A 24,226-nucleotide genomic window follows, 5' to 3' on the forward strand; every position below is an offset into this window, starting at 1 on the left:
CTCCACTGACTCGCGACGAGGCCGCCACTCGTCTCCGGTACTCGCCGCGGGCATGATCTCCAAACCGTCTTCCTTCCGTCCGACCTCCGCACGGTGGTTGTTCGCGGCCCTGCTGGCCTGCGTCACCGGCTGCCCCAGCAACGAGCCTCGGCCGCCCGAGCCCGAGCCTCTGCCCGAGAAGCCCCAGCTCGCGGGCCGCGCCGTGCTCCCGGCCGACACCTTCGCCGAGGGCCCCGCCTCGGGTGAGTTCTCCGGCACCAACAAGAACGGCGTCCAGGTGCCCTTCGCGAAGCAGCCCGTGCAGGGCTTCTCCGCGGTGGCGGACAATGGAGACGGCTCCTTCCTGGTGATGTCCGACAACGGCTACGGCACGATCGAGAGCTCGGCGGACTACCACCTGCGCGTCTACACGGTGCGCCCGGACTTCAAGTCGAAGGCGGGTGGCTCCGGCACCCTGATGGTGGAGAAGTTCTTCGAGCTGAGGGATCCGGACAAGAAGATCCCCTTCGCCATCACGAACTACTTCACCGCGGAGCGCATCCTCACCGGCGCGGACTTCGACATCGAGTCCATGCAGCGCGCCAAGGACGGCACCTTCTGGTTCGGTGACGAGTTCGGCCCCTTCCTGCTGCACACCGACGCGACGGGCAAGCTGCTCGAGGCGCCCATCCCCCTGCCGGACTTCGAGAACGAGGGCCTTCAGCTCCGCTCGCCGCAGAACCCGTTCACCGAGGAGGCCTCTGCCCTCCGGGTGATGAACGCGGTGCGTACCCACGCTCGGGCCCACGGTAACCGCCGGGCTCCCGTCTTCTCGCCGGCGTACGCGCTGATCGACGACGGCAACGCGACCACGGGCGTCCCCCACCGGCTCGCACCGCCCGCGGGCTCGGGAGTGGCCGCCGCCACCAGCGACATCTTCAACGTGGGCTCGCTGCACTCCGCGGGCTACGCCGTCGTCCCCTGGACGGTGAATACGACTGCGGAGATGCAGGGGCTGCTCGCGCTCAAGGTGGACGGCATCATCAGCGACCGGCCGGACCTCCTGCTCGAGGCCGTGCGCGGTTTCGACGCCAATGGTGACGGCACGCCTGGCGACTACCTCGACGCGGACGGCCTCATTGATCCGAAGAAGTTCGACGCCCAGGGCCATCGCGGTGGCCGCAACCTCCGCCCGGAGAACACCCTGCCGGCCATGGAGGTGGCGCTCGACTACCTGATGACCACGCTCGAGACGGACACCGGCATCACCTCGGATGGCGTCCCCGTGCTCGATCATGACCCGCGGCTCGGGGCCACCAAGTGCCGCCGCGCGGATGGCGGTTCCTACACGGTCGCTGACCAGGTGCTGCTGAAGGACCTCACCGCGGCGGAGCTCCAGTCTCGGTTCATCTGCGACCTGCTGCTCTCCGGCCGTCCGGACCAGAAGAACGACCGGGCGCTGTCGCCTGTGTCCGTGGCCTTCGCCGCGGAGAAGGGCCTGTCGGACGCCTACGTGAAGCCCACGCTGCAGCAGGTCTTCGACTTCGTGAAGTTCTACGTCGAGTACTACAAGAGTGGCGCGGGCCAGTCGCACCCGGACGCGGCGAAGCGCGTGAAGAACGCCGAGCGCGTGCGCTTCAACATCGAGACGAAGCTCAACCCGCGCGCCGAGTTCGCCGCGCGCACCGTCGCGCCGGGTCCCTTCGCGGACGCCGTGGCGAAGGTCATCCTCGACAACGGCCTGGCGGAGCGGGCGGACATCCAGAGCTTCGACTGGCGCACGCTGCTCCACGTCCAGGAGAAGTACCCGTCCATCCGCACCGTCTACCTCGTGGGCGACTCCCCGGTGTACGCCGACCGCTCCATCGCGGGCTCGGATGAGGGCACCAACCTCCAGCCCGAGGGCGACCACACCACGCCGTGGCTCGGGGGGCTGCCCTGGCCGTACCGCTCCACCGCTCCCGGCTCCTCCTTCCGCGTGGCGAGGAGCGGCGGCTTCGAGGGCATGGCCCTCACGCCGGACGGCAAGAAGCTGCTGCCGCTCCTGGAGTCGCCGCTGAAGGGGGGCAAGGAGCGCACCCTGCTCATCCACGAGTTCGACATTGAGAGCCGCCGCTACACCGGCGTGAAGTACGAGTACGTGCTCGAGGAGAAGGGCACCAACATCGGCGACTTCATCCTCTTCGACGAGACGCACGGCCTCATCATCGAGCGCGACAACTTCGAGCGCGACCAGGCCGTGCACAAGGCCATCTACGAGGTGAAGCTGGGAGAGGCCGGCAAGCCCGTGGGCAAGCGGCTCGTGGTGGACCTGATGAAGATCGCCGATCCGGACGGCATCACCACCGCGTCGGAGGACTTCCTGGGGTTGGGCAGCACCTTCTCCTTCCCCTTCACCACCATCGAGGATGTGGTCGTGCTCGACCGCCGGCGCATCGGCGTCATCAATGACAACAACTACCCGTTCAGCGCGGGCCGCCGCGCGGGCAAGGCCGAGGACACGGAGTTCATCCTCCTCGACCTGGACCAGGAGCTGGGCAAGCTGTAGCCCTTGTCGCACGTAGCCCTGGAGCCGGAGCGGTCCGCGTCAGTGCCGCGCGGGCCGCCCTCTCGGCTCGGGCTCATCAGCAGGCGCCACAATCGGAGCAGCTGGCGGGCGTGGTGCCCGTGCCGCACTTCTCCGTCGCCTGGCACTTCCCATCTCCGCAGGTGTTGATGTCCGCCGCCTTCATGCGCGTGGTGATGGGGCGGTAGGTGGTGCCGTTGTACGTGCAGGACGTGTAGTAGGTGTTGGTCGCGTCCCGGGTGCAGTACGTCGAGCAGTTGCCCAGGTACACGAGCGGCACGCACTGCGACGAGTTGGGCGAGCCGGAGAGGCCGCACACGCGCGGGCTGCTCTGGGTGCTGCTCAGGGTGAGGCCGTCGTTGGCGCCGAACGTCCCCGTGCTCCCATCGAAGAGGTTGCCGAAGAAGCACGCCTCCTTGAGGCCGTACGTCGTCAGCTCCTGGCTCGTATAGGGGATGGGGTTGCCGGCTCCGTTCAGCCCGAGCAGCGAGATGTTGACGTGGATGCCGAACTTGTTGGCGTGCGCCGCGATGCAGGCCGACACCACCTGCAGCTCCGCCGTGGTGGCCGCCGCGCCGCTGGCCCAGCTCGGCGCCAGTCCCAGCCCTCCATTCCAGGTATAGGTCGTCTGGGTGTTCGAGTTCGTGTACGTGCGCGTCTGGCCGGACGGGACTGCGCAGGCCACCACGTACTGCATCACCTCGTTGCGTATTGTCGGATCTGCCTTGAACCAGGAGTCGAAGCTGCTCGTCGACAAGCCATTGAGGCTCAGGCCATTGAGGCTCAGGCCATTGAGGCTCAGGCCATTGAGGCTCAGGCCATTGAGGCTCAGGCCGTTACCGATGACGACCTGTTGCGTCGTCGTGCTGCCCATCTCCTGCGTTTCTTCCTCTGGCTGCTCTCCCGCTGGTCCGCACCCGCTGGTGCAAGCCAACATGAGTGCCACCAACCCCCCCCAACCCGCCGCCGGACGAAGCTCCCAACCACTGCGCCGAGACTCGAAGGTCTTCAACAGCATGGGCTACCCCCCAGGGAACGGATGCGGAATTTTGTTCTGCCTGTAATTCCCCCACGTGGAGCCACTCGGAAATCGGCCCGACAGCTCGAACTCCACGCCATCAGTGTGAGCGCCGCGAGAGTCGAAAAAAAGGACACCCCCGCCAGGACTGTCTACTCGGTCAAAATTGCGACACCTGATTCGTTGTGTCTGAGAATTTGGGAGGCGCGATGTGTCAGGCAGTGGAAAGCTCGTCACGTCTCCGGGGAGGGGACGTGTGAGGTCCACGACGAGACCGGGGTTCACAAGAGGACGTGCGAGGTCCGCGTGAGGCCCTGCGGGCCCCACGTCGAGTCCGGGAAGGAAGGGGAAGGACGCCCGTCAGCCGACGAGCGGCAGGGAGCAGGCGCGCGCGGCCGAGGGGGTGACGCCGAAACCACTCGCGTCGCGCACCACCCAGCCAGCGATGTCCGCCAGGGGACCGCCGGTGACTTCAATGCCCTCGGGGCCGCGCCGCGCGTCCACCTGGCCCACGTGAACGCAGGCGTGCACGCTCACGCGCGTTCCGGCAGCTCGGGCGCAGGCCCGCTGGTGCAGCTCGCGCGCGGTCTCCATCAGCCCGTGAGCGTCAACGCGAGGCGGCTCGTCGAGCGGGCGAACACCCAGCAGCGCCATGCCTGTCTGCACGGCGAGCACGAAGCCCGCGGCGCGCAGATCCTGCTCCAGGCCGTCCAGCACCTCGGAGACAGTGACGTACGTGGCGTCGTCCTCGGTGCCTTCCTCGAGCACCACCTCCGCGTGCAACGCGAAGGCGCGCACGCTCCGGCCCATGGCCGTCACTCGCTCCGCGGACGCAGGTGACACCGCTTCCCGCAGCGCGGCGCGGAACGAGGCCACGTCCGGGTAGCGCCGGTCCGCTTCCTTCTCCAGGCAGCGCAGCACCACTGCGTCCACCGCGGGCGGTACAGGGGCTTCGGTGCTCGGCCGCGGCGGCGGTGTCTCCAGGTGCATCCGCTCCACCTCCATCCGGTCCTCGGACTGGAAGGGGTAGTGGCCCGTCAGCATCTGGTACAGCAGCACGCCCAGCGCGTAGACGTCCGTGGTGGGCCCGATGCTGCCGCCGCGGAACTGCTCGGGCGCCATGGCCTGCGAGGTCCCCAGCCGCTGGCCCGCCACTGTGAGTCCTTCCTGCCCTGGCTCCGGGTGGATGAACTTGGCGATACCGAAGTCCAACAGCTTCACCACCGGTGGATCCGCCTCGGACACCACGGCGACATTGCTCGCCTTGAGGTCTCGGTGCACCACGCCCGCGGTGTGGGCTGCCTCCAGCGCGGCGCAGACCGGCTCCAAGAAGGCCAGCGCTCGCTCGGGCGACAGCCGCCCCCGCTCCTGAAGAAGCTGGCTGAGCGTGCGCCCGGGCAGCAGCTCCATCACATAGTAGGGACTGCCATCCGGCAGCATGCCGAAGTCATAGACGTCGACGATGTGCGGGTGGCGTATCTGATTAACAACCCTCGCCTCGCGCACGAAGCGCTGCAACATTTCACCCTGATCGGTCAGGTGCGGATGCAGCACCTTCACCGCGGCGCGCCGGCCGAGGATGCGATGTTCAGCTTCGTACACCGCTCCGTGCCCCCCAGAGGCGAGCACCGCCTTGAGCATGTACTCACCTGCGAGAGCCCCAGGGGCGGGCTGCACCCGAGCGGGGGTTTCTCTGGGTGGCGACCGTTCCGTACGAGGGAGGATGTGAAAAGTGCTGTCCGTGTCCGCCATTACTTCAAGATTAGCACCGGTGGCGGACTCACTCAGGCAGGGGGGGGTCCTCTGTCGAGCGGCGGGCACTTGGGTTACCCTCACAGGGCGAGGTGTCCAATGGTGGATGGATGGGCAGACACAGCACCGGGTTGGTGAGGTGTCGCTCGCCTCTGCTCTGCTGGATACTTCCAAGGCTGACGAACTCCTGCCCCCGGGAAGAGCATGGCCATGAAGATGGTGGACGACCTCACGATGTGTGGAGGGCCGGCGACGCCGCTCCCTTCCTCGGAGAGCGCGTGCCTCATCCTCACCAGCACCACGACGCCGGCGGCGATCGGAAAGGTCTTCCGCATCGAGTCCCCGGAGCACGTGCTCGGACGAGGCGCGGACGCGGGGTTTCAGATCAACGACCATGGTGTGTCGCGCCGGCACGCGCGCATCACGCGCACGCCTGAGGGCGGCTTCCACCTGGCGGATTTGGACTCCACCAATGGCACCTACCTCAATGGCGTGCGCATCGCGTCCGCGGAGCTGCACGAGGGGGACCGGGTCCAGATTGGAACCGTGACGGTGCTGCGCTTCTCCATGCGCGAGCTGGTGGAGCAGGGAGAGGAGCAGCTGCGGCAGGCGCTGAGCGCGGCGCGCGTGGGCATCTGGGACTGGAATGCCGCCACCGGCGCGGTGACGTGGTCCGAGCAGGTGGACCGGTTGCTGACCCTGCCGGTGGGCTCGCTGTCGGGGCGCCAAACGGACTTGTCCGAGGTGGTGCATCCGGGAGACCTGCCGCGCGTGCGTGAGGCGCTGTCCACGGCGCTCGCCCAGCGCGCGCACCTGGACGTGGAGTACCGCATCGAGGTGGCGGGCGCGCGCGGCCGGTGGTTGTCCTGCAAGGGCGACGTGCTGTGCGACGAGACCGGCACTCCCGTGCGCATCACCGGCACGGTGATGGACATCACCGAGCGCAAGCTGGCCGAGCAGGAGCTGCGCCGCCAGGCCCTCATCTTCGAGAGCCTGTGCGAGGGCGTGGTCATCACGGACCGGAGCGGGCGCATCATCGACTGGAACGCGAGCGCGGAGAAGATGTTCGGCCGAGGCAAGGCCGAGGCGCTCGGGCAGACGCTCTTCGGACTGCTGCGCCCGGGCGAGGAGGACAAGCGCACGGGTGAGGTGCTCGCGGCGCTGGAGCGCCAGGGCCGGTGGACGGGCGAGCTGGACTTCAAGCGACCCGACGGCACGCAGTGCTACTGCGAGTCCGTGGTGGCGCCGCTGCGCGACGCGGAGGGGCGGACCATTGCCCACATCCTGGTGCACTGCGACACCACCGAGCGCCGCTTGCTTCAGGCGCGGCTTCAGATGGCGGATCGGCTGGCCTCGGTGGGGACGTTGGGCGCAGGCGTGGCCCACGAGATCAACAACCCGCTGGCGTACATGCTCGTCAACCTGCACCTCATCTCCGAGGGGCTGGAGCGGTTGAGGAGCTCGCCGGTGGCGGAGACCGTGGAGCCGCTCCACCAGGTGGTGCGCGAGACGGTGGAGGGCGCCGAGCGCATCGCCTCCATCGTGCGGGACTTGAAGACGTTTGCCCGCGGCCAGCAGGAGGACCGGTTGGGGCCGGTGGAGGTGAGCAAGGCGGTGGAGCTGGCGTGCAAGATGGCGGACAACGTCATCAAGCACCGCGCCCGGCTGGTGACGCAGTTCGAGCCCGTGCCCTCGGTGCAGGGCAACGAGTCGCGCCTGTGCCAGGTGTTCCTCAACCTGATGCTCAACGCGGCGCACGCCATCCCGGAGGGTGACGCGAAGGAGCATGAGATTCGCGTCGTCATCCGCGAGAGTGGGGCGGGCGAGGTGGTGGTGGAGGTGCGCGACACGGGCGTGGGGATGACGCCGGAGGTGCAGGCGCGCATCTTCGATCCCTTCTTCACCACCAAGCCGGTGGGCGAAGGCACGGGGCTGGGGCTGTCCATCTGCCACGGCATCATTGACTCCATGGGAGGCCGCATCGCCGTGGAGAGCTCGCCGGGCAAGGGGAGCACCTTCCGCGTGCACCTGGGGGTGGCCGGTGTTCCCGTGGAGACGCGGCCGGAGCCCGTGCCCGCGCCCGCTCCGGGGCGAGCGCGCATCCTGGTGGTGGACGACGAGCCCTATGTGACGCGAGCGCTCCAGCGCTCGTTGGCGCCCGAGCACGAGGTGGCCACCGTCAACGGCGCCCGGGCTGCGCTCAAGCTGCTGGACCAGGGCAACCGCTTCGACCTCATCCTCTGTGACGTGATGATGCCGGGGATGACGGGCATGGACCTCTACGCCGAGCTGAACCGTGCGGTACCGGATCAGGCCCAGCGGGTGGTGTTCATGACGGGGGGCGCCTTCACCCCGCGCGCGCTGAGCTTCCTGCAGGAGGTGCCCAACCCGAAGCTCAGCAAGCCGCTCGACCTGCGGCAGCTCCGGGCGCTGGTGGGCCGCTCCGCCCAGTCCCCTGCCGCCGCTGCTGCTCCGCTCTCGCCCATCGCCCTCGCGGGAGGCACGAGATGAGTGAGAGGCAGTTGGGGCGAGCCGGAGTGGCTGCCATGCTGGCCCCCAGTGAGGTTTCGCCGCGCTCGCTCCATGCCGTCTCCCCCATGTCGAGCCCTCCCTCTGAGCTGACGCCGCGCGCGCTGGTGGCGGGAGGTCTCATCGGCTCGGTGTTGGCCGTCACCAACGTCTACATGGGGCTGAAGACGGGCTTCTGGGAGTCCGGCTGCGTGCTGTCTTCGCTGCTGGCCTTTGGTGGCCTGTCGGCGCTCGCTCGGCGCGGCGCTCCGCTCTCCCCGCTCGAGACGAACCTCTCCCAGACAACGGCCGTCTCGGTGGGCGCGATGCCCGCCAGCGCGGGACTGCTGGGCGCTGTGCCCGCACTCACGTTCCTGGGGACGCAGCCGCCCGGCTGGGCGGTGGCCTTGTGGGGCGTGGGGCTCGGGACGCTCGGTGTGTTGTTCGCCTTCTCGCTGCGCCGACGTCTGCTCGAGGAGGAGGCGCTGCCGTTTCCTACCGGGGCGGCCACCGCGGAGCTCATCTCGACGCTGCACTCCACTGGCTCGGCCTATGCCGCGCGGGCGCGGGGCTTGTGGGTGAGTGGTCTCGCCTCCGTGGTGCTCACCTGGCTGCGGGATGCGCGCGGCCTCGTGCCCGCGGCCTCGCTGCTGCCCTCGACGGTGCGGGTGGGGGGGATTGGCGCGGACGGCTTGCTGTTGGGCATCGGTTGGAACCCGATGCTGCTGGGCATTGGCGTGCTGGTGGGCCCCCAGGCGGGGCTGAGCATTCTGCTGGGCTCGCTGGTGGCGTGGGTGGGGCTGGCGCCAGGGTTGGTCCGCGGGGGGCTCGTGCAGGGGGCCGACTTTGCTTCCCTCTCCTCATGGCTCCTTTGGCCTGGCGTGGGGTTGATGGCGGGTGCGGCGGCCACGTCGCTCGTGTCCCAGGTGCGCGCGCTGCCGGCCGCGCTGGGTGACTTGCGTAGGCTCGGGGAGCACGGCGAGGGGTGGGAGTCCACGGCGGGCCAGTGGGCCTCGAGGGCGGTGTTTGCAGCCATCCTCCTCACGCTGGGGATGGCGTGGTTCGCCTTCCACCTGAGCCCGCTCTACTTCCTTCTGGCGCTGGTGCTGGCCTTCCCGCTGTGCGCGGTATGCGCCCGTGCGACGGGCCAGTCAGACATCGCCCCCATCAGCCCCGTGGGACAGCTCTCTCAGGGGGGCTTCGGCATGGTGGCGCCGGGGCAGCCCGGCCTCAATGTTGCCGCTGCTGCGGTGGTGTCGGGTGCCGCGTCGCACACGAGCGCGAGCCTGTGGTCGCTCCAGTCCGGACGCCTGCTGGGGGCCAGTGCCTCCCGTCAGCTCTTCGTCCAGCTCTCCGGGCTGCTGCTGGGCGCCGCCGTGGCTGTCCCCACCTACTTCCTGCTGGTGTCCGTGCACGGGCTAGGCTCTCAGGCGCTGCCCGTGCCCACGGGACTGCAGTTCAAGGCGGTGGCGGAGCTCACCTCGCACGGGCTGAACGGAATGCCGCCCTCGTCCACGCTGGCCACGGGCCTGGCCTTCACCCTGGGCGTCCTGCTGTCGGTGGGAGCACGCGGCAAGCTGGCGCGATGGCTGCCCTCGGCGGCGGCCATGGGGATTGGCTTCGTCGTGCCGGCTTACTACGCGGTGACGCTGTGCCTGGGCGCGCTGGTGGCCGTGGTCGTGGGTCGCCTCCGGCCTTCTGCCACGCAGACGGTCCAGTCGGCGGGCGCGGGCCTCATCGTCGGCGAGTCCCTCTTGGGCGTGCTCATCGCGGCGCTGCTCGCGCTCGGCTTCCTGCAGCCGCCGGGGTGAGGGGGCGCATGGCCTCACGCGGCGGGGCTGAGGCGCGCGTTCTCCAGGCTGCGCTGGAGCCGGCCCCACATGACGTTGGGGATGGTCCTGGCGCGGTGCAGCGCTTCCTCCAGAATGCGCACGGCCTCTGCCTGCTCGCCTCGCCGCAGCAACGCCAGGGCCTGCAACTCCAGCACCTCCAGCGGCTCCTGCTCCACGGAGTACTCATTGGAGCGCGCCAGCAGCGCCTTCCACTCCTCGCAGCTGGCGTCACGCGTGGCGAGCTCCACGGTGGAGAAGATGACCTCCTCCGAGGGGCTGAACTCCGCGCCACTCTGCTTCAGTGTCTGGCGGATCTCCGTCAGCAGCTCGCGCGCCTTCTCGTTCCGTCCGGCGTACGCCAGCGCGCGCGCCTGTAGCAGCAACGCCCATGGCCTGGGAGCCATCTCTGGATGGTGCCGCTCCAGCTCGATGGCGCGGGCGATGTGGGGGGCCGCCGCCTCCGCGTCCCCCGCCTGGAGCAGCAGCTCACCCATGTTGTGCTCGGCGAAGTACTCCCAGCCCACCATGCCCAGCTCGCGTCCCAGGTGCATGAAGCGCACCTGGTCCTGCATCGCGCCCTGGAAGTCGTTGCGTGCCACCCACAGGTTGCGCCGGTTGTTGATGGCGCTGCCCAGGTGCAGCCGATCCCCGCGCTCGGTGCACGCGGTGATGACCTCCTCGAAGATGCGCTCCGCCTCGTCCATGCGGCCGATGTTGGGCAGGATGACCCCGAGCAGCAGCTGGGCCACCACCCGCGACTCATAGCCCGCATCCCCCAGCTTCCGGGCGCGCTCGGCCGCCTCCTGCAGGGGCTCGCAGCACTCCTCCCACTGGCCGTTGCGGAACTGTGCGCGCCCCAGGCCTAGCAGCAGCCGTACCTGGAGCAGCGGCGATTGCAGCTTCGAGCTGAAGGCCAGCTCCTGGGCCGCGTACACCCGCTCCTCGGAGCGCGCGTAGTCGTTGATCCAATCGTAGGCCATGGCCTCGTCCAGCAGCAGGTCCACCTCGTCGGAGATGGCCCCGAGCTGCTTCGCCAGCTCGCGCGCCGCGGCGAAGTCCGCCAGCGAGTCCTCGTAGCGCCCCACGCGATAGCGCATGAGGCCCCGTCCCCGGAGCACGGTGAGCCGGCGCCTACGGTCCTCCGCGTCCAGCAGCTCCAGCGCACGTGTATACGTGGACTCGGCCTCGATGTACGCGTGTCGTCCGCGCGCGGACTCGGCCAGGTCGATGTAGAGAGCGGCGGCCTCGTCGCGCAGACCCGCGGCGGCGGCGTGCAGGGCCAGACGGGGGAGGCGCTGGCGCTCGGCGGCGCCTGCCTCGCTCAGGTAGTACCGGAAGGCGGCGCGGTGGATGCGTGCCCGGTCCGCCTCGGGCAGCGAGCGCTCCACCGTGGCGCGCAGCAGCTCGTTGCGGAAGCTGATGCCCTCCAGGCGGTGGCTCACCAGCAGGCCCAGGTCCAACAGCCGGCGCGTGGCGTGGCGCGGATCCAACGGGAAGTCCGCTGCGCCCCCATCCTCCTCCAGCGCGTGCACCACGCCCTCGGCCTCGGCGTCGGTGAAGTCCGGGCCGAGCAGCGCGCACAGCCGCGCGTGCGCGGCCAGCTCCATGGGCAGGGCGCCCATTTCCCGGTCCGCCAGCCAGTCCACCAGCCGCAGCTCCGGCATGCGCTCCAGCTCGTCCGTGGCCAGGAACCAGCTCCCGCCGCTGGCGCGCTGGCGCACCAGGCCCTGGCGCTTGAGGCCGCGCACCAACTCCACCAGGAAGAGGGGGATGCGCTGGGCGCGCTCGGTGAGTCGCTCGAGGGCCGCGGCGGGGACGTTCTCCGCCGGGCGCAGCAGGGTGCGGCACAGCTCCACCGCACTGGAGGGGGCGAGGGCGCCGAGCTGCATCACCTGGCGGCGAGCGGCGCGCGTACCCCACGAGGGGCGCAGGCGCTCGAAGCCCGGGCGCGCCAGCACGCACACCCAAAGGGGAAGATGGGTCTCGGCGAGCGCGGCGTACTCGATCGCGTCCAACGCCGTCTCCTCGGCGTAGTGCGCATCGTCGAGGATGAGGCACAGGGGCTGGCGGCGAGCGCGCGCGGCCAGCAGCTCACCGGCGGCGCGCATGGCCAGCGAGCGCAGCGCGCCAGGTGCTGCGGCCCAGTTCTGCAGCCCGGCGGCCCCAGGAGCCAGCCACCCCAAGGTGGAGGCCACGCCAGGCCACAGCTCCGTGGCCAGCTGCGGTCCCAGCAGCTCGAAGCAGGTGGCGCGACCCCCTTGGTCGGAGCCCGTCAAATCGGTGTCGCTGTGGAAGCCGTACAACGCGCCGCGCAGCAGCATGCGCAGGGTGCCCTCGGGATCGCCTTGCACCGGCTCGCGAGCGCGCCACGTGGCGATCCGTGCGTGGGGGAGGGCCACCTGAAGCTGTTGCGTGAGGGCGGCGCCCAGGTGCGTCTTGCCATGGCCTCGGTCCCCCAGCACGGTCACGAGCGTGGGCGCACCCTCCACCAATGCCAGGCCCGCACTCTCCATCAGCTCGGCCAGCTCGTTGCCGCGGCCCACCAGCACTCCGCTGCCGTGCTGGAGGAAGGTGACGTCCTCGCGCCCCATGGAGGTGGACGCACGCCGGAAGATGCCGTCGCGATCCGGCACTGGCTCGCAGAGCAGGTCCGGTAGGGCCTCGACCGCCGCGCCGGTGAGCAGCAGGGTGGAGGCATCGTCATCCGTGGGGTAGCGATCTTTCCGAGAGAAGACGGGGCCGAGGTAGCGCGCGGGGCCGCCAGGACGGCGCTGCACCATCACCGTGGCCACGTCCACCAGCGCGGCGGGCGCCAGGCTCTGCGCGGCGAGGCCCTCGGCGGCCTGTCGGGCGCGCTGCACAGGGTTCTCCCCCGCGTCCGGGTCAAAGGCGCCGGCGAAGCGGGTACCCTCGTGGAAGGCCATCTGCCCGCCGAAGCCGGCGAGCGCCTTCTGCACCGTGACGGGGTTGGCGCCCGAGCGGAAGAAGAGCACTGCCACCGAGCGCCGCACGGGCGCGGGCGCCGTGGGTGAGCTCCGCTCCAGGGGCGGGAGCAGGGAAAGCACGGGGGAGGGGGGCTTCGCGGTGCTGGCCAGCGCCTCTTGGAGCGCGCGCGTCAGGGCGGCCACGGTGTCGAAGCGGCGCTCCCTCTCCTTGGCGAGGCAGCGCAGCACCACCTGCTCGAGCGCGGCGGGCACGGGCACGGGCACCAGCTCCGAGGGGCGCAGGGGTCGGCGCGCCAGGTGCGCGTGGATGACGTCCGCCGGGGTGCCGAAGAAGGGAGGCCGGCCGGTGAGCATCTCGTAGAGGAGGATGCCCAGCGAGTAGATGTCCGAGCGTACGTCCAGGTCCGCCTGGCCCGAGCACTGCTCGGGGGACATGTACTCGACGGTGCCTGCGAAGGAGTCACCGAGGGGAGGCGTGGGCTCCTCGGCGGAAGTGGGGATCTGCGTGCGCACGGGTCGCGCGAGGCCGAAGTCGAAGAAGCCGGCCGAGCGCAGGGTGTCATCGAGGAAGACGTTCTCCGGCTTGAGATCGCCATGGAGGTAGCCGTGGCCGTGCACCGCCTCGAGCGCGTTGAGCAGGGCCTGCGAGCGCGAGGTGAACTCGGCCAGCGGCATGGGGCCGGACAGCAGGGCCAGGCGCCGCGCCAGGGTGGGCAGCGGGATGAACTGCATGACGAGGAAGGGGGTGCCGCTGGGCAGGTTGCCCGAGTCGTGCACGGTGGGCACGGTGGGCGGGCCGATGATGCGCAGGGCCTCGGCCTCGCGAGCGAGCTGGGTGCGCGCCAGGGGCACTTCGGGATGTGCCACCTTGATGGCCACGTGCAGGCCGTCGTGCTCGCGCCGCGCGGAGTAGATCGTGCCAAAGCCTCCGCGCGCCACCACCTCCTCCAGGTGGTAGCCGGAAATGGCGAGCAACGGCTCCCTCCGACCGGGCCCCACGAAGGGGGCGTGGGTCGGAGTGGCTCCTCGGGGACAGTGCGCGTGGGTCCCCTCCCAACGCTGCCCACATGTCACGCAACGCGGCACGTGAAGGATCCTACCACCCCACAGGGTGACCCTCTTCTAAATGGCCTGGCTGGGTAGGGGGCGGGTCGAACCGTGCTGGCCTCCGCGCATGCCCAGCACTCGGAGTGGCAGGGCCCCGCTCTAGGACGCCGTTACGTGGTGTGGGAGAGGGTGAGATGCACGTGGATGTCCAAGAGTGACCCAATGGGGAGGGTATTGGGGCGAGTCGAGCGCGCGAGACGCATGCTGCTGGACACCCCGGGTCCACCGTGGCCGGTCGTGCACTTCCAGTGTGGCATACCCGCTGGACGATGGCTGGAGCCCGCTTCGTTTCGGAACTGAGCCGCAGGCACTTCATGGCGTGGGCGCTCGGAGCAGGGGCCGCTGTCGCCCTGGGCGGATGCGAGGAGTCGAGCACGCGCAGGGAGCCCAAGGGGTCGACCGTCACGTTGACGTTCTGGAACGGCTTCACCGGCGGTGACGGGGAGTACATCAAGAAGCTCGTCGAGGACTTCAACAAGGCGACGCCGGGCATCCAGGTCAAGATGAACATCTACGTCTGGGCCGACTTCTTCCAGAAGGTTCCGGGCGCGGTGATCAGCGGACAGGCTCCCGATGTCTGCGTCATGCACGTTGACGACATCCCGACCAACGCCGCGCGCAGCATCCTCGTGCCAATCGATGACCTGGCCCAGGAGCTTGGGCTGAAGGCGTCCGATTACACCTCGCAGGAGGTGTGGCAGGGCGGTCTCTACCAGGGCAGGCGCTACGGCATCCCCTTCGACATGCATCCGCTCGGGATGTTCTACAACAAGGCGGTGCTGCGGCGGGCCGGGCTCGACCCAGAGAAGCCGCCGCGCACCGGCGACGAGTACATGGCGGCGCTCGAGCAGCTCAAGGGGAAGGGCATCCCAGGTCACTGGATGTCACCCTTTCCCTTCACCGGGACGTTTCAGTTCGAGACCCTGCTGTGGCAGTTCGGCGGAGAGCTGTTCGACCCGGAGGTCACCCGAGCGACCTTTGACTCCGACGCCGGCGTGCGAGCGCTGACGTGGATGGTCGACCTGGTGAAGAAGGGCTACAGCCCGGCGAACGTCGGCCAGGACGCGGACGTCATCGCGCTGCAGAACGGAGAGAACGCCTTCAACTGGAACGGCATCTGGCAGATCAACGCGCTCGACGAGGTGCCGCGGCTCGAGTGGGGTGTGGCGCCGATTCCGAGGATTGGCACCCAGGACGCGGTCTGGGGCAACTCCCACCAGTTCGTGCTCTTGAGGCAGCGCTCGCCGAGCAAGGAGAGGCTGGCGGCCGCGCGCACCTTCATCCAGTGGATGAGCCAGCGCTCCGTGGAGTGGCTCGCGAGCGGCAAGATTCCAGTGCTCAAGAGCGTGGCGGAGAGCCCGGAGTTCAAGGCGATGAAGGCGCAGGTCCAGTTCGCCAGGCAGGCGCCGTACATCCGCTTCCCGCCAGCGGTCGCAGGCATCGCCGACGCGCTGGCCATGGTGGACAAGGCTGTGAACCAGGCGGTGCTCGGCAAGGCGTCGCCCGCCGACGCGCTGAAGTCGGCCGCGGCGCAGGCCACCCAGGTGGTGCGGGACAACCACGAGAAATACGGCGACTGACGCTCATGCAAACGCAAGCTCCCAAGCTCCAGCGGTCGAGTCCCGAGCCCCGGCCGATCCGGCGTGCGGGGCGCGCGACGCCGTACCTCTTCCTCGCCCCGTACCTGGTGCTGTTCGGGGTCTTCGTGGTGTTGCCGGCCCTCTACGGGTTGTGGATCAGCCTGCACGACTGGGACTTCCTGCTGCCGCGCAAGCCTTGGGTGGGGCTGCGCAACTACCAGAACCTCTTCTCGTCAGAGTCGCGCGACTTCAGTGACTTCTGGCAGAGCATGAGGGCCACCGGGCTCTTCACGCTGTTCAGCGTGCCGTTCCTCGTCACGGTGCCCCTGCTCGTCGCGCTGCTGCTCAACCGCCAGTTTCCCGGCCGCACCTTCTTCCGTGCTGTCTACTTCGCGCCCTACGTGCTCGGCGTGGCCGTGGTTGGCGTGCTCTGGCGGTTCCTGTTGGATCCCAACATCGGCCTGGTCAACCAGTCCCTGTCCGCGACCATCCCGTGGACCACCGCTGTGCCGTGGGCTTGGATCTCGCTAGTGGGCATGACGGTGTGGTGGACGCTCGGGTTCAACGCGATCATCTACCTCGCTGGGCTACAGGACATCCCCCGAGAGCTGTACGACGCCGCGAAGGTCGACGGTGCCACGCGTTGGCAGCAGTTCCTTCATGTCACGCTGCCGGGCTTGAAGCCGGTGCTGCTGCTCGTGCTCACGATGACGATCCTCAGCTCGGCCAACATGTTCGGCCAGTCCTACCTCGTCACGCGAGGCGCCCCGGCCAACGAGACGCGCACTGCGATCATGTTCATCGCCGACACGGGCCTGCGCTCCTTCCGCATGGGCAGCGCCGCGGCCATGAGCTACGTGCTCGCCCTCACGTTGCTTGTGATCAGCGCCTTCAACTTCCGTCTCCTCCGGCAGGAGGACACGTGATGCGCGCCACCACCGCTCGGCCACTTTCTCGGCTTCCGTTCTACGTCCTGCTCGTGCTGCTGACGTGGGTCTTCGTGGCGCCGCTGCTGTGGATGCTGAGCACGTCACTGAAGACGAATGCCGACGCGACCCGGCTGCCGCCGTCGTGGATTCCGAGGCCCTTCACGACCGAGGCCTACGTCCCCCTGCTCTCGCTGGGCTCCGAGACGCCGGTGCTGCGCTGGTTCCTCAACAGCATTCTCACAGCCACGGCCAATGCGCTGCTCGTGGTGGGCACGTCCGTCCTGGCGGCGTACGCCCTGGCCCGGCTGGAGTTCCCCGGCAGGCGAGTGCTGTTCGGGTTGATCGTCGGGACGCTGTTCATCCCAACCTTTGTCTTCCTGATTCCCAACTTCTTGATTGTCAGCAGTCTCGGCTGGCTCGACTCGCTGTGGGCGCTGATCGTGCCTGGAGCGGGGAGCGCCTTCGGCGTCTTCTTCATGCGCCAGTTCTTCACGTCACTGCCCCGGGAGCTGGAAGAGGCGGCGCTGCTCGAGGGCGCCAATCAGTGGCAGATCTTCTACCGGGTCATCCTGCCGCTCTCCCGTCCCGGCATTGCGACGCTGACGGTGCTGTCGTTCCTCACCAACTACAACGACTTCATCTGGCCGGTGTACGTGCTGTTCAGCCCGGGGAACTTCACGCTGCCGCCCGGGTTGTCCATCCTCCAGGGCGCTTACACAACGAACTATCCGGTGATCATGGCGGGCGGTGTCCTGGCCAGCATCCCGGCGATCATCCTGTTCGTGCTCGCCCAGAGGCACGTGATTGAGGGCGTCTCCCGAAGCGGCCTGAAAGGCTGAGAAGGAGGCTCCATCATCGACGTGCGCGAGCCGTGTGCGGGCGCTCCACTAGGCACGGGGCTCCTTGCGTGCAAGCAGACAGGGGAGGGCCGCGCTCCGTCCCTCGGTGTGGGGCCGTGGGTCATGGCACCTTGCACCGTGGGGCGAGCGGCTCCACCTAGAGGAGGTCAGGGGCTTCACGTGTCTCTGTTCAACTCCTGGAGGTGTTTGCGTGAAGTTCGATCTTCCCTCGTTCCTGCTCGGCTCCGGCGCAGCTGCGAGCGCGGTGCTTCTCGGCAAGCGGCTGCGCCCGGTGCTGCTGGATCTGGCCACGCTCCTCTACCGAGCCACGGACTCCGCGCTGGCGAGGACTCCGATGAAGCAGGAAGACCTGGAGGAGCTGCTGTTCAAGGCCCGAGCCCGTGCGCGCCAGCTCACGGGAGGCTCCACGGCTCGCGGACACGCTCAGGCCTAGGCCCTAGGTTTGTCTCCCCCGATTGGGTCCCCGCGGTGGGATTCGAACCCGCCGCTCGGAGTCTTCGGCTCCTTACCGTCTGCTCGCCCGAGCAGAAGTGGTAGGTTGCGTCGAGATGCCTGTTTCCATGAGAAGGCAGGCCGGGTTTTCAATCATTGAAGCCCCAGGTATCACGTAGGTTCTCTCGGCGGGGGTCGAGGTATGTTGTCCGAACGCATTCGAGGCCATGCCCTCTGGTTACGCTGTGTGTTGATTCTTGGCACTGCGTCGGCATATGGGCAGAGCGAACAATCCGCTTCAATCCCGCTCTGCCAACGAACGCCGCAAGTCCGCGACGCCATCAAGCGGGCAATCTGCTCGGAGTGCTCCTGCCAGGAGATTACGCAAGACCAGTTGAAGCAGCTCCGCGAATTGTCATTGGCCCAGATGGGCCTGACCCTGCTGCGGAGAGGGGAGTTGTCGGGCCTGGCCTCGCTGGAAAAGCTCGACCTTACTGGGAATCGCATCAAAACACTTCCCGAAAGTCTGCCATCTGAGTTGGGGTCGCTCAAGAGCTTGCGGTTGGAATTGACTCTGTTTGCACAGCTTCCTGATAGCCTTCTCAATCCCTTGCTCGAACGGCCCGGCTTCACCTGGGAAATTCCATACCCGGCTCAGACATGCGGGCGCTATGAGCCCACTGCGAGAGAGGATGCACCGAGCCTCTCTACATCCGACCTCGAGAGGGTGCTTCACCTCTCTCCAGACCACGGTCAGGTAGAGGTCCGGGCCTGGAAGGCACGAAAGAATGTTTACCTCGTTAGTGTCGTGATCGACACGGGTGAGCTCGAATTGTTCGCGGTCTCCATGGGCGTTGATGACCGGCTTTCTTTGCTGGCAAGAGCGGAGCATCCCATTACCCTCGGAGATGAATATGGTTACAAGTTCGATCTTGCCCCCTATCGCCTTACCGGAAACGAGATCGGCTTTGGCCTCAGGCGCAGTCGTGGAGAACCCGTGCTGAACAATCAAACGGCCGAGGAGGAGGAACTCCAGGTCTTCCGTATCCACGGCAGCAAGCTCGAGCGCGTATTGAAGACAGTTGTTTATCGGCAGTACACCCGTGAGGGTCCTCCGCCAGGATTCGCCAACGACAACGATGTCAACCTTGAGGACTGGCAGTGGGAGGAACGGTCCTGCTCGGTGCTTGCCGTGGCCAGGTCGAAGACGAACGATGTCTTCAATTGGGTCAAGGTGAGCTCGGCCGAGAGTTCGCAAAAGGGCGCGGTCCAGGGGGGCAATGGTGGTCCGCTTCCGGCCGTGGTGTTCCGCTGGAATGGCGAGCGTTACGAGGCCAAGGATGACAAGGAGAAATCCTGTTTCTTTGGCGAGGATTGAAGGGCATCCACTCTGGCGCGTGCTGCATTCGTGACCTGGGAGCACCGCTGGAATGGGAGAACGCAGGAGCGTACCTCTTCAACGAGATGTCTCCGGATAGTGCTCGCGGAGACTCCATGAGCCGAAGAGCCGGAGGCGGGAATTTCCGCACGTTCGGAGCCGTGGGGGGCCGAGGTGGGCAAACTGCCCCGGTCTGTCTGCCAGGACGACTCGGATAGCACGAGGTCTCGAAACGAGTGGGAGAGGACGACGGCCGCGGGCGTAACGCCCTGATGTGGCTCGGATTTCCCCGACGCTGATTTCTGCAATCCAAGACATCCATGACAAACAGCGCGGTTCCATCCCTGACATCTTGAGGGGTTCGCGATTTCTTGCATGGATGCACTTGTGTGAGGTCACTGTCTTCTGCCAATATCAAACATCTCCACATGTGGTGGAGACGAGGGGGAAGTTTGAAATATCCGTACGCAGCAGTGCTGACTGTGTCGAGCTGTCTGCTCCTGACGGCTTGTGGAAGCGCTTGGGAGGAAGAAGCACCAGGGCAGACGGGGGCCATCCCATCCGCCACCCTGGAGCTCTCGCCCGGGGAGTCGAAGACGGTGGGTCCCTTCCTAGTGGATCCTGATGAACCTCCTGCCCGGGACGAACCTCTGACCCGAGAGGGGTTTCCCATCGGCTTCGCCCCCGAGGAGGAGGTACCCAGACTCGCGGCATCCGAGCTGGCCGTCATGGCCGCGGCCTCCTCGGATGGGGGCACCATCGAACTGGAGCCCAATGTCATTCAGGGCACCGCGAGGCTGACCAACCAGGACCCGGAGATTCTCGCGCTGCTAGCGGCGGACCCGTGGCACGTCAGCGGCAGTTCCAACAACTCCAGCATCGCCTACGTCTCTGCCACCAGCACGAAGCCGAGCGGCTACATCGGTCAGACCAGCACCATCCAGTTCAAAAGCCCCTCCGAGTACGACTTCACACTGCTCGTCGAATCCAGCGCGGGAGGAGATGCGGGCGTCGTCTACAACGTCTCAGCCAGGCGTGGAGCCTACACGCTGCCCCCCGCGAGGGGGGTCGTGGTCTGGCCCCGTGAAACACCGCCCAACCCCACTCAGGTCAAGATCGAGGCGTGCATCGGCGCCATCCAGTTCGACTTCGGCGTGGATGAGAAGTGCGAGACGCCGTCCCCCGCGTTCCTGAGCGCCTCGGTGAGGAACGTCACCGTGTTCCGCCTGCCAGGCCAGCAGCGCTACGCGACCTACCTCACGGGCGGGGAGAGCATGAACAGCACCCTCTACTACAGCGTCCGGGGCAAGGACGGCCGCATCTACGCCCTCGCCAGACCCGTGACGGCGACTGCCGCCTGCGACGAGGTCGTTCACATCTGCACCCCCATCTCGGATGACCTCCGGCCGCCGCCGCAGGGCAATCTCACCGGGCCCTGGGAGGTCATCGGAGAGACCTCCACCTACAGGCGCTCCATCTTGGCCACGTACCTGGCCCTCCCCACCATCACCCGCAGCCATGTCAGCACGAGCCCGACGTCGCCCCTGAGCGACCCGAGCACCTGGTGGACGATGAGCACGGCGATGGACCAGGGAGACTGGTCGCTCCAGAGCTCTGGCTATTTGCGCAGGGGTCGCGAGTTCACCCGCTTCTCCACCACGCTGTCCCCCTCAACGCCGGCCGGACCGGTCACGGTCATCGCGAACCAGACCACGCCTGTGACCAAGGTGGTGGGAGGAGAGACGCGGCACGCCTTTGTTATGCGGCCGGCCTACTTCTACGGCGCCGTCCGGCTGGCGGACCCCTCCATCCCCCTATACCCCGGCTCCCGCAGCACCCTGGAGTCGCTCTGGTTCGAGGCGGACTACGACAGCAACGGCGATGGCATCCCGAACGACCCGAGCATCGGCAACAACGGCACCTTCCTGCGCGCGACGGTGGCGGGTGGCTACTCCTACACGGCCTTCCCCCACAAGTTCGACCGGATCCGCGGCGAACTGGCCTCCACCTACGAGCAGGCCCTCCCCAGCCCGTATGATTTGCCGCTCACGTGGAACCAGGAGAACCTGAACCTCCGCTTCTGGTCGCAAGGCGCCTCGTTCAACACCCGGCCCGGAATGTATGACGAGTCACTCTTCCGGTATGGCTCCCTGTCGCTCGTCCCGAGCAGTCACTCCGCGCTCCTGGGCGCTGGAGAGCAAAAGCTCATCGACCACGAGTACTGCTTCAACGAAGTGCAACTCCAGTACGCGACCACTTTAGGACGCCTCTATAACCCCTGGGCGGACGTGAGCGGCTCCTTCAACGGCAAGGACTGGAGGGATCTGCAGAGCACCTACTCAGTCGGCGGCCGCTTCTACGGCATCCCCGCGATCTGGGGGTACACGCCTCTGGATTCGGAGTTCCAGTCGGAGGGCTCGGTGTCGATGACGCTCCCGCAGGGCTCCTACACGCTCAAGCCCGGCGCCTACATGAAGAGCGACAACGGCACAGTGAACACGGCCACCTTCGCCCCCGTCAGTGTGACACTGGGCTGCGGGCAGCGGGTGAAGATCGTCCCGCCGCTCGCGGTGAGCATTTCCTCTGCCTCCGGCTGCGCCACTGGCCCGACGATTCCCATCTCCGGAGTGGTGAAGAGCAAGCCCGCCGTCGTGGACCGCATCTGGTACCGGCTCAACGGTGGTTCCGAGGTGACCGTCTGCACCAACTGCGGGCTCGATCCCTCCTACGCATTCACCCTTCCGCTCAAGGCCTGCCACAACACCCTCGAGGTGTTCGCCTACACCCTGGGCATGCCCGAGCCGGCCATCGGGGTGGCCAGTTTCGTTTGGGATGACCCGTCCGACGGGCCGTCCTGCCCCGGCTACTGCGTCAACCGCCCACCCGTGGCGCGCTGCCGCGGACTCACCGTCCCAGCGGACTCGACCTGCAGCGGCTGCGCCTCTGTGGATGACGGCTCGTACGACCCGGACGAGAACGACACAATCAGCTGCGTGCAGACGCCGGGCTGCCCGTATGTGCGTGGTTCGCAGAAGGTGACCCTCACTTGCACGGACAAGCTGGGGCTCTCCTCGTCGTGCGAGGCTACCGTCACGGTGGAGGACATGACGCCCCCGGCGCTCGTGTGCCCCACAGAGACGCCGGTGCTCGAGTGCCGCGATGGCAGCGCGGTGGCTACCTATACCCCCAGCGCTACTGACAACTGCGGCGGCGTTAGCACCCGATGCACCCCGCCGTCCGGTGCCAGCTTCCCGCTGGGCACCACCCAGGCGACCTGCACTGCCACCGACAGCGCGGGCAACACGGCCAGCTGCGCCATCCCCATTACTGTGCAGGACAACGAGCTCCCCACCCTCTCCTGTCCGGCTACCACCACCGCCGAGTGCGTGGGAGGGAGCGCCCGCGTGACGCCACCCGCCGCCACCGCGGCAGACACCTGTGTGTTGGCGGAGGTCTCCCAGCCCACGGAGGCCTCCTTCCCGCTCGGCTCCACGCCTGTCACCTACACGGCGAAGGACACCGCCGGGCAACAGGTTCAGTGCACCTCGGCCATCAACGTCGTCGACACCCAGGCGCCCACGCTGGCGCTCAACGGGCCAGGCGTCATCACCCTTGATGTGGGGAGCCCGTACACCGAACAGGGTGCCACGGCCTCGGACGTCTGCGCGGGGGATCTCACCTCTCGAGTACGGATCTCCGGTACCGTCGATACCTCCACTGCGGGCAGCTACACTGTCACCTATGCGGTGGCAGATGGGTCCGGCCATGAGGTCACCACGGCGCGCACGGTGCACGTCGTGGCGGATACGGGCATCTGCCCCGCCGCCACAGGACGGTGGGTCGCCACCAGCAACCTGGCCAACATTAGCCACCTGTTGCACACCGCCACCCCGCTGCCTTCCGGCAAGGTGCTCGTGGTGGGCGGCTACACTTGGGCCACCGAGCTGTACGACCCGACCAGCGGAACCTGGACGGCCACGGGCAGCGCCATTGCTACCCACCGAGATCACACCACCACCTTGCTGCCCAACGGCCGGGTGCTCGTCGCAGGTGGTGATGGCAGCGAGTCCGGTTCGTTCGCCGAGTTGTACGACCCGGATTCCGGCCTGTGGCTGCCCACCGGCGCAATGACCTCGGCCCGGCGCTATCACACCGCCACCCTGCTGCCATCCGGCAAGGTGCTTGTCACCGGTGGCAGCAACGACGGAGGAATCACGCAGGCTTCGGCCGAGCTTTATGATCCGGTCCTCGGGACCTGGACGCTCGTGAGCGGCATGTCCACGGCTCGTGCCCATCACACGGCCACCCTCCTGCCCGACGGCAAGGTACTGGTGGTGGGTGGTAGTGGTGGGAGCGGCACTCTCCTGGCGTCGGCCGAGCTGTACGACCCGGCCTCCGGGACCTGGATGGCCGTGGGCGGGATGAGCACGGCCCGCGTTTATCATACGGCCACCCTCTTGCCCGGCGGACAGGTACTCGTCACGGGTGGCGGGAGCAGCCTCACGCTCAGCAACACGACCGAGCTGTACGATCCGGTCTCCAGGAGTTGGACTGCCTCCGCCTCGATGGGGACGGCCCGCCGCTACCACACTGCCACCGTGCTGCAGGATGGTCGGGTGCTCGTTGTGGGCGGTTACAACCCGTACAGCGGGATCCTCACCTCGGCGGAGCTGTACGACCCCCGCAGGCGCAGCTGGTGCCCCGCCGGTAACCTTGCCGTAGACCGCTACTCGCACACCGCCACGCTGCTGCCCGATGGCCGGGTGCTCGTTGCGGCGGGCGTCAGCAACCGCAATACAGCCTCGGCCGAGTTGTACGTTCCGTGACCCCACCGGGAGGGTGAGAGCCAAGCCCTCCGGGAACGCGGTGAGAGGATGAAGAGCCCCGGTCACCAGGTATGGGTGACCGGGGCTGTTGTGTCTCCGATCGGCCGGGGTCCTATTGCGGCTGCACGGGTCTCAGGCTACCTCGCTTCGCGAGAGCATCACCGGCACCTGGGAGTCCTGGTATGAGCGTGGATGGCAGTGGGCACCTGAAGATGTACATCCTCATTCGCGAGAGTGTGCCCACCGGCTTCGCGGTGCTGGCGGCGGCACACGCGTCCCTGGCGGCGTACCTGAAGTTCCGGGACGCGCCAGAGGTGGCGGAGTGGTTGTCGGGGCCCTTCTACAAGGCCGTGTGCAAGGTGACGGACGAGGAGTTCGAGCGGGCCAAGGCCTTCGAGGACCACGTGGTGCTCACCGAGTCAGCGCTGGGCGGACAGGAGGTGGCCATCGCCTTCAAGCCTCGCCGCGAGTGGCCCAAGGCCTTTCGCTTCTACCGTCTCTACCGCTCGTAGGG

At 67.8% G+C, this 24,226-nt stretch carries 13 protein-coding genes; 10 read left to right on the forward strand and 3 right to left on the reverse strand.

The genetic code is table 11. The annotated features are described in order from the left end of the window. The first annotated feature begins 52 nt into the window (after positions 1-52). A complete protein-coding gene (locus F0U60_RS07680; RefSeq protein ID WP_395815943.1) occupies positions 53-2,527 on the forward strand; it encodes an esterase-like activity of phytase family protein in 2,475 nt (824 codons plus the stop codon). A 76-nt stretch (positions 2,528-2,603) separates the two neighbouring features. On the opposite strand, the gene F0U60_RS07685 is transcribed toward F0U60_RS07680, so the two are convergent. Both F0U60_RS07685 and F0U60_RS07690 read right to left on the reverse strand, forming a co-directional pair. Beyond that, on the reverse strand, positions 2,604-3,563 hold the full coding sequence (locus F0U60_RS07685; protein ID WP_395815945.1) for a hypothetical protein: 960 nt from the start codon (positions 3,561-3,563) through the stop codon (positions 2,604-2,606). Positions 3,564-3,923: 360 nt separating this feature from the next. After that, positions 3,924-5,315, reverse strand: a complete 1,392-nt coding sequence (locus tag F0U60_RS07690) for a serine/threonine-protein kinase (RefSeq protein ID WP_395815947.1) — start codon at positions 5,313-5,315, stop codon at positions 3,924-3,926. A gap of 204 nt (positions 5,316-5,519) precedes the next feature. Here F0U60_RS07690 and F0U60_RS07695 point away from each other — a divergent pair, with 204 nt between their 5' ends. Together F0U60_RS07695 and F0U60_RS07700 are read left to right on the forward strand one after the other, a co-directional pair. Beyond that, positions 5,520-7,826 (forward strand): ATP-binding protein, encoded by a 2,307-nt coding sequence (locus F0U60_RS07695; protein WP_395815949.1) that lies wholly within the window; start codon positions 5,520-5,522, stop codon positions 7,824-7,826. A 35-nt stretch (positions 7,827-7,861) separates the two neighbouring features. Then, positions 7,862-9,634 (forward strand): OPT/YSL family transporter, encoded by a 1,773-nt coding sequence (locus tag F0U60_RS07700; protein WP_395815952.1) that lies wholly within the window; start codon positions 7,862-7,864, stop codon positions 9,632-9,634. 14 nt (positions 9,635-9,648) lie between these two features. On the opposite strand, the gene F0U60_RS07705 is transcribed toward F0U60_RS07700, so the two are convergent. Continuing rightward, entirely contained in the window at positions 9,649-13,575 is a 3,927-nt protein-coding gene (locus F0U60_RS07705) for a serine/threonine-protein kinase PknK (protein ID WP_395815955.1), read from the reverse strand. A 401-nt stretch (positions 13,576-13,976) separates the two neighbouring features. Here F0U60_RS07705 and F0U60_RS07710 point away from each other — a divergent pair, with 401 nt between their 5' ends. The 7 genes from F0U60_RS07710 (at position 13,977) to F0U60_RS07740 (ending at position 24,224) form a co-directional block, all read left to right on the forward strand. Continuing rightward, entirely contained in the window at positions 13,977-15,287 is a 1,311-nt protein-coding gene (locus F0U60_RS07710; RefSeq protein ID WP_395815958.1) for an ABC transporter substrate-binding protein, read from the forward strand. A gap of 5 nt (positions 15,288-15,292) precedes the next feature. Then, positions 15,293-16,213, forward strand: a complete 921-nt coding sequence (locus tag F0U60_RS07715; protein ID WP_395815961.1) for a carbohydrate ABC transporter permease — start codon at positions 15,293-15,295, stop codon at positions 16,211-16,213. Further along, on the forward strand, positions 16,213-17,055 hold the full coding sequence (locus F0U60_RS07720) for a carbohydrate ABC transporter permease (protein WP_395815963.1): 843 nt from the start codon (positions 16,213-16,215) through the stop codon (positions 17,053-17,055). The genes F0U60_RS07715 and F0U60_RS07720 overlap by 1 nt, the downstream gene beginning before the upstream one ends. Before the next feature lie 211 nt (positions 17,056-17,266). After that, positions 17,267-17,509 carry a hypothetical protein gene (locus F0U60_RS07725; protein WP_395815966.1) on the forward strand — a complete coding sequence of 81 codons (243 nt, stop codon included), beginning with the start codon at positions 17,267-17,269 and terminating at the stop codon, positions 17,507-17,509. A gap of 393 nt (positions 17,510-17,902) precedes the next feature. Beyond that, on the forward strand, positions 17,903-18,886 hold the full coding sequence (locus tag F0U60_RS07730) for a hypothetical protein (RefSeq protein WP_395815969.1): 984 nt from the start codon (positions 17,903-17,905) through the stop codon (positions 18,884-18,886). A gap of 599 nt (positions 18,887-19,485) precedes the next feature. After that, positions 19,486-23,712, forward strand: coding sequence for a kelch repeat-containing protein (locus F0U60_RS07735; RefSeq protein ID WP_395815972.1), 4,227 nt, complete (start codon positions 19,486-19,488; stop codon positions 23,710-23,712). Positions 23,713-23,894: 182 nt separating this feature from the next. After that, positions 23,895-24,224, forward strand: coding sequence for a hypothetical protein (locus F0U60_RS07740; protein WP_395815975.1), 330 nt, complete (start codon positions 23,895-23,897; stop codon positions 24,222-24,224). The last annotated feature ends 2 nt before the right edge of the window (positions 24,225-24,226 follow it).

Source organism: Archangium minus (genome assembly GCF_044360475.1).
GTDB lineage: Bacteria > Myxococcota > Myxococcia > Myxococcales > Myxococcaceae > Archangium > Archangium minus.

Bases quoted from the DNA above. Each gene is read 5' to 3' on its own strand.
- F0U60_RS07680 (WP_395815943.1), top strand. From the start codon at position 53: ATGATCTCCAAACCGTCTTCCTTCCGTCCGACCTCCGCACGGTGGTTG.
- F0U60_RS07720 (WP_395815963.1), top strand. From the start codon at position 16,213: ATGCGCGCCACCACCGCTCGGCCACTTTCTCGGCTTCCGTTCTACGTC.
- F0U60_RS07695 (WP_395815949.1), top strand. From the start codon at position 5,520: ATGGCCATGAAGATGGTGGACGACCTCACGATGTGTGGAGGGCCGGCG.
- F0U60_RS07700 (WP_395815952.1), top strand. From the start codon at position 7,862: ATGCTGGCCCCCAGTGAGGTTTCGCCGCGCTCGCTCCATGCCGTCTCC.
- F0U60_RS07710 (WP_395815958.1), top strand. From the start codon at position 13,977: ATGGCTGGAGCCCGCTTCGTTTCGGAACTGAGCCGCAGGCACTTCATG.
- F0U60_RS07690 (WP_395815947.1), bottom strand. From the start codon at position 5,315: ATGGCGGACACGGACAGCACTTTTCACATCCTCCCTCGTACGGAACGG.
- F0U60_RS07740 (WP_395815975.1), top strand. From the start codon at position 23,895: ATGAGCGTGGATGGCAGTGGGCACCTGAAGATGTACATCCTCATTCGC.
- F0U60_RS07715 (WP_395815961.1), top strand. From the start codon at position 15,293: ATGCAAACGCAAGCTCCCAAGCTCCAGCGGTCGAGTCCCGAGCCCCGG.
- F0U60_RS07685 (WP_395815945.1), bottom strand. From the start codon at position 3,563: ATGCTGTTGAAGACCTTCGAGTCTCGGCGCAGTGGTTGGGAGCTTCGT.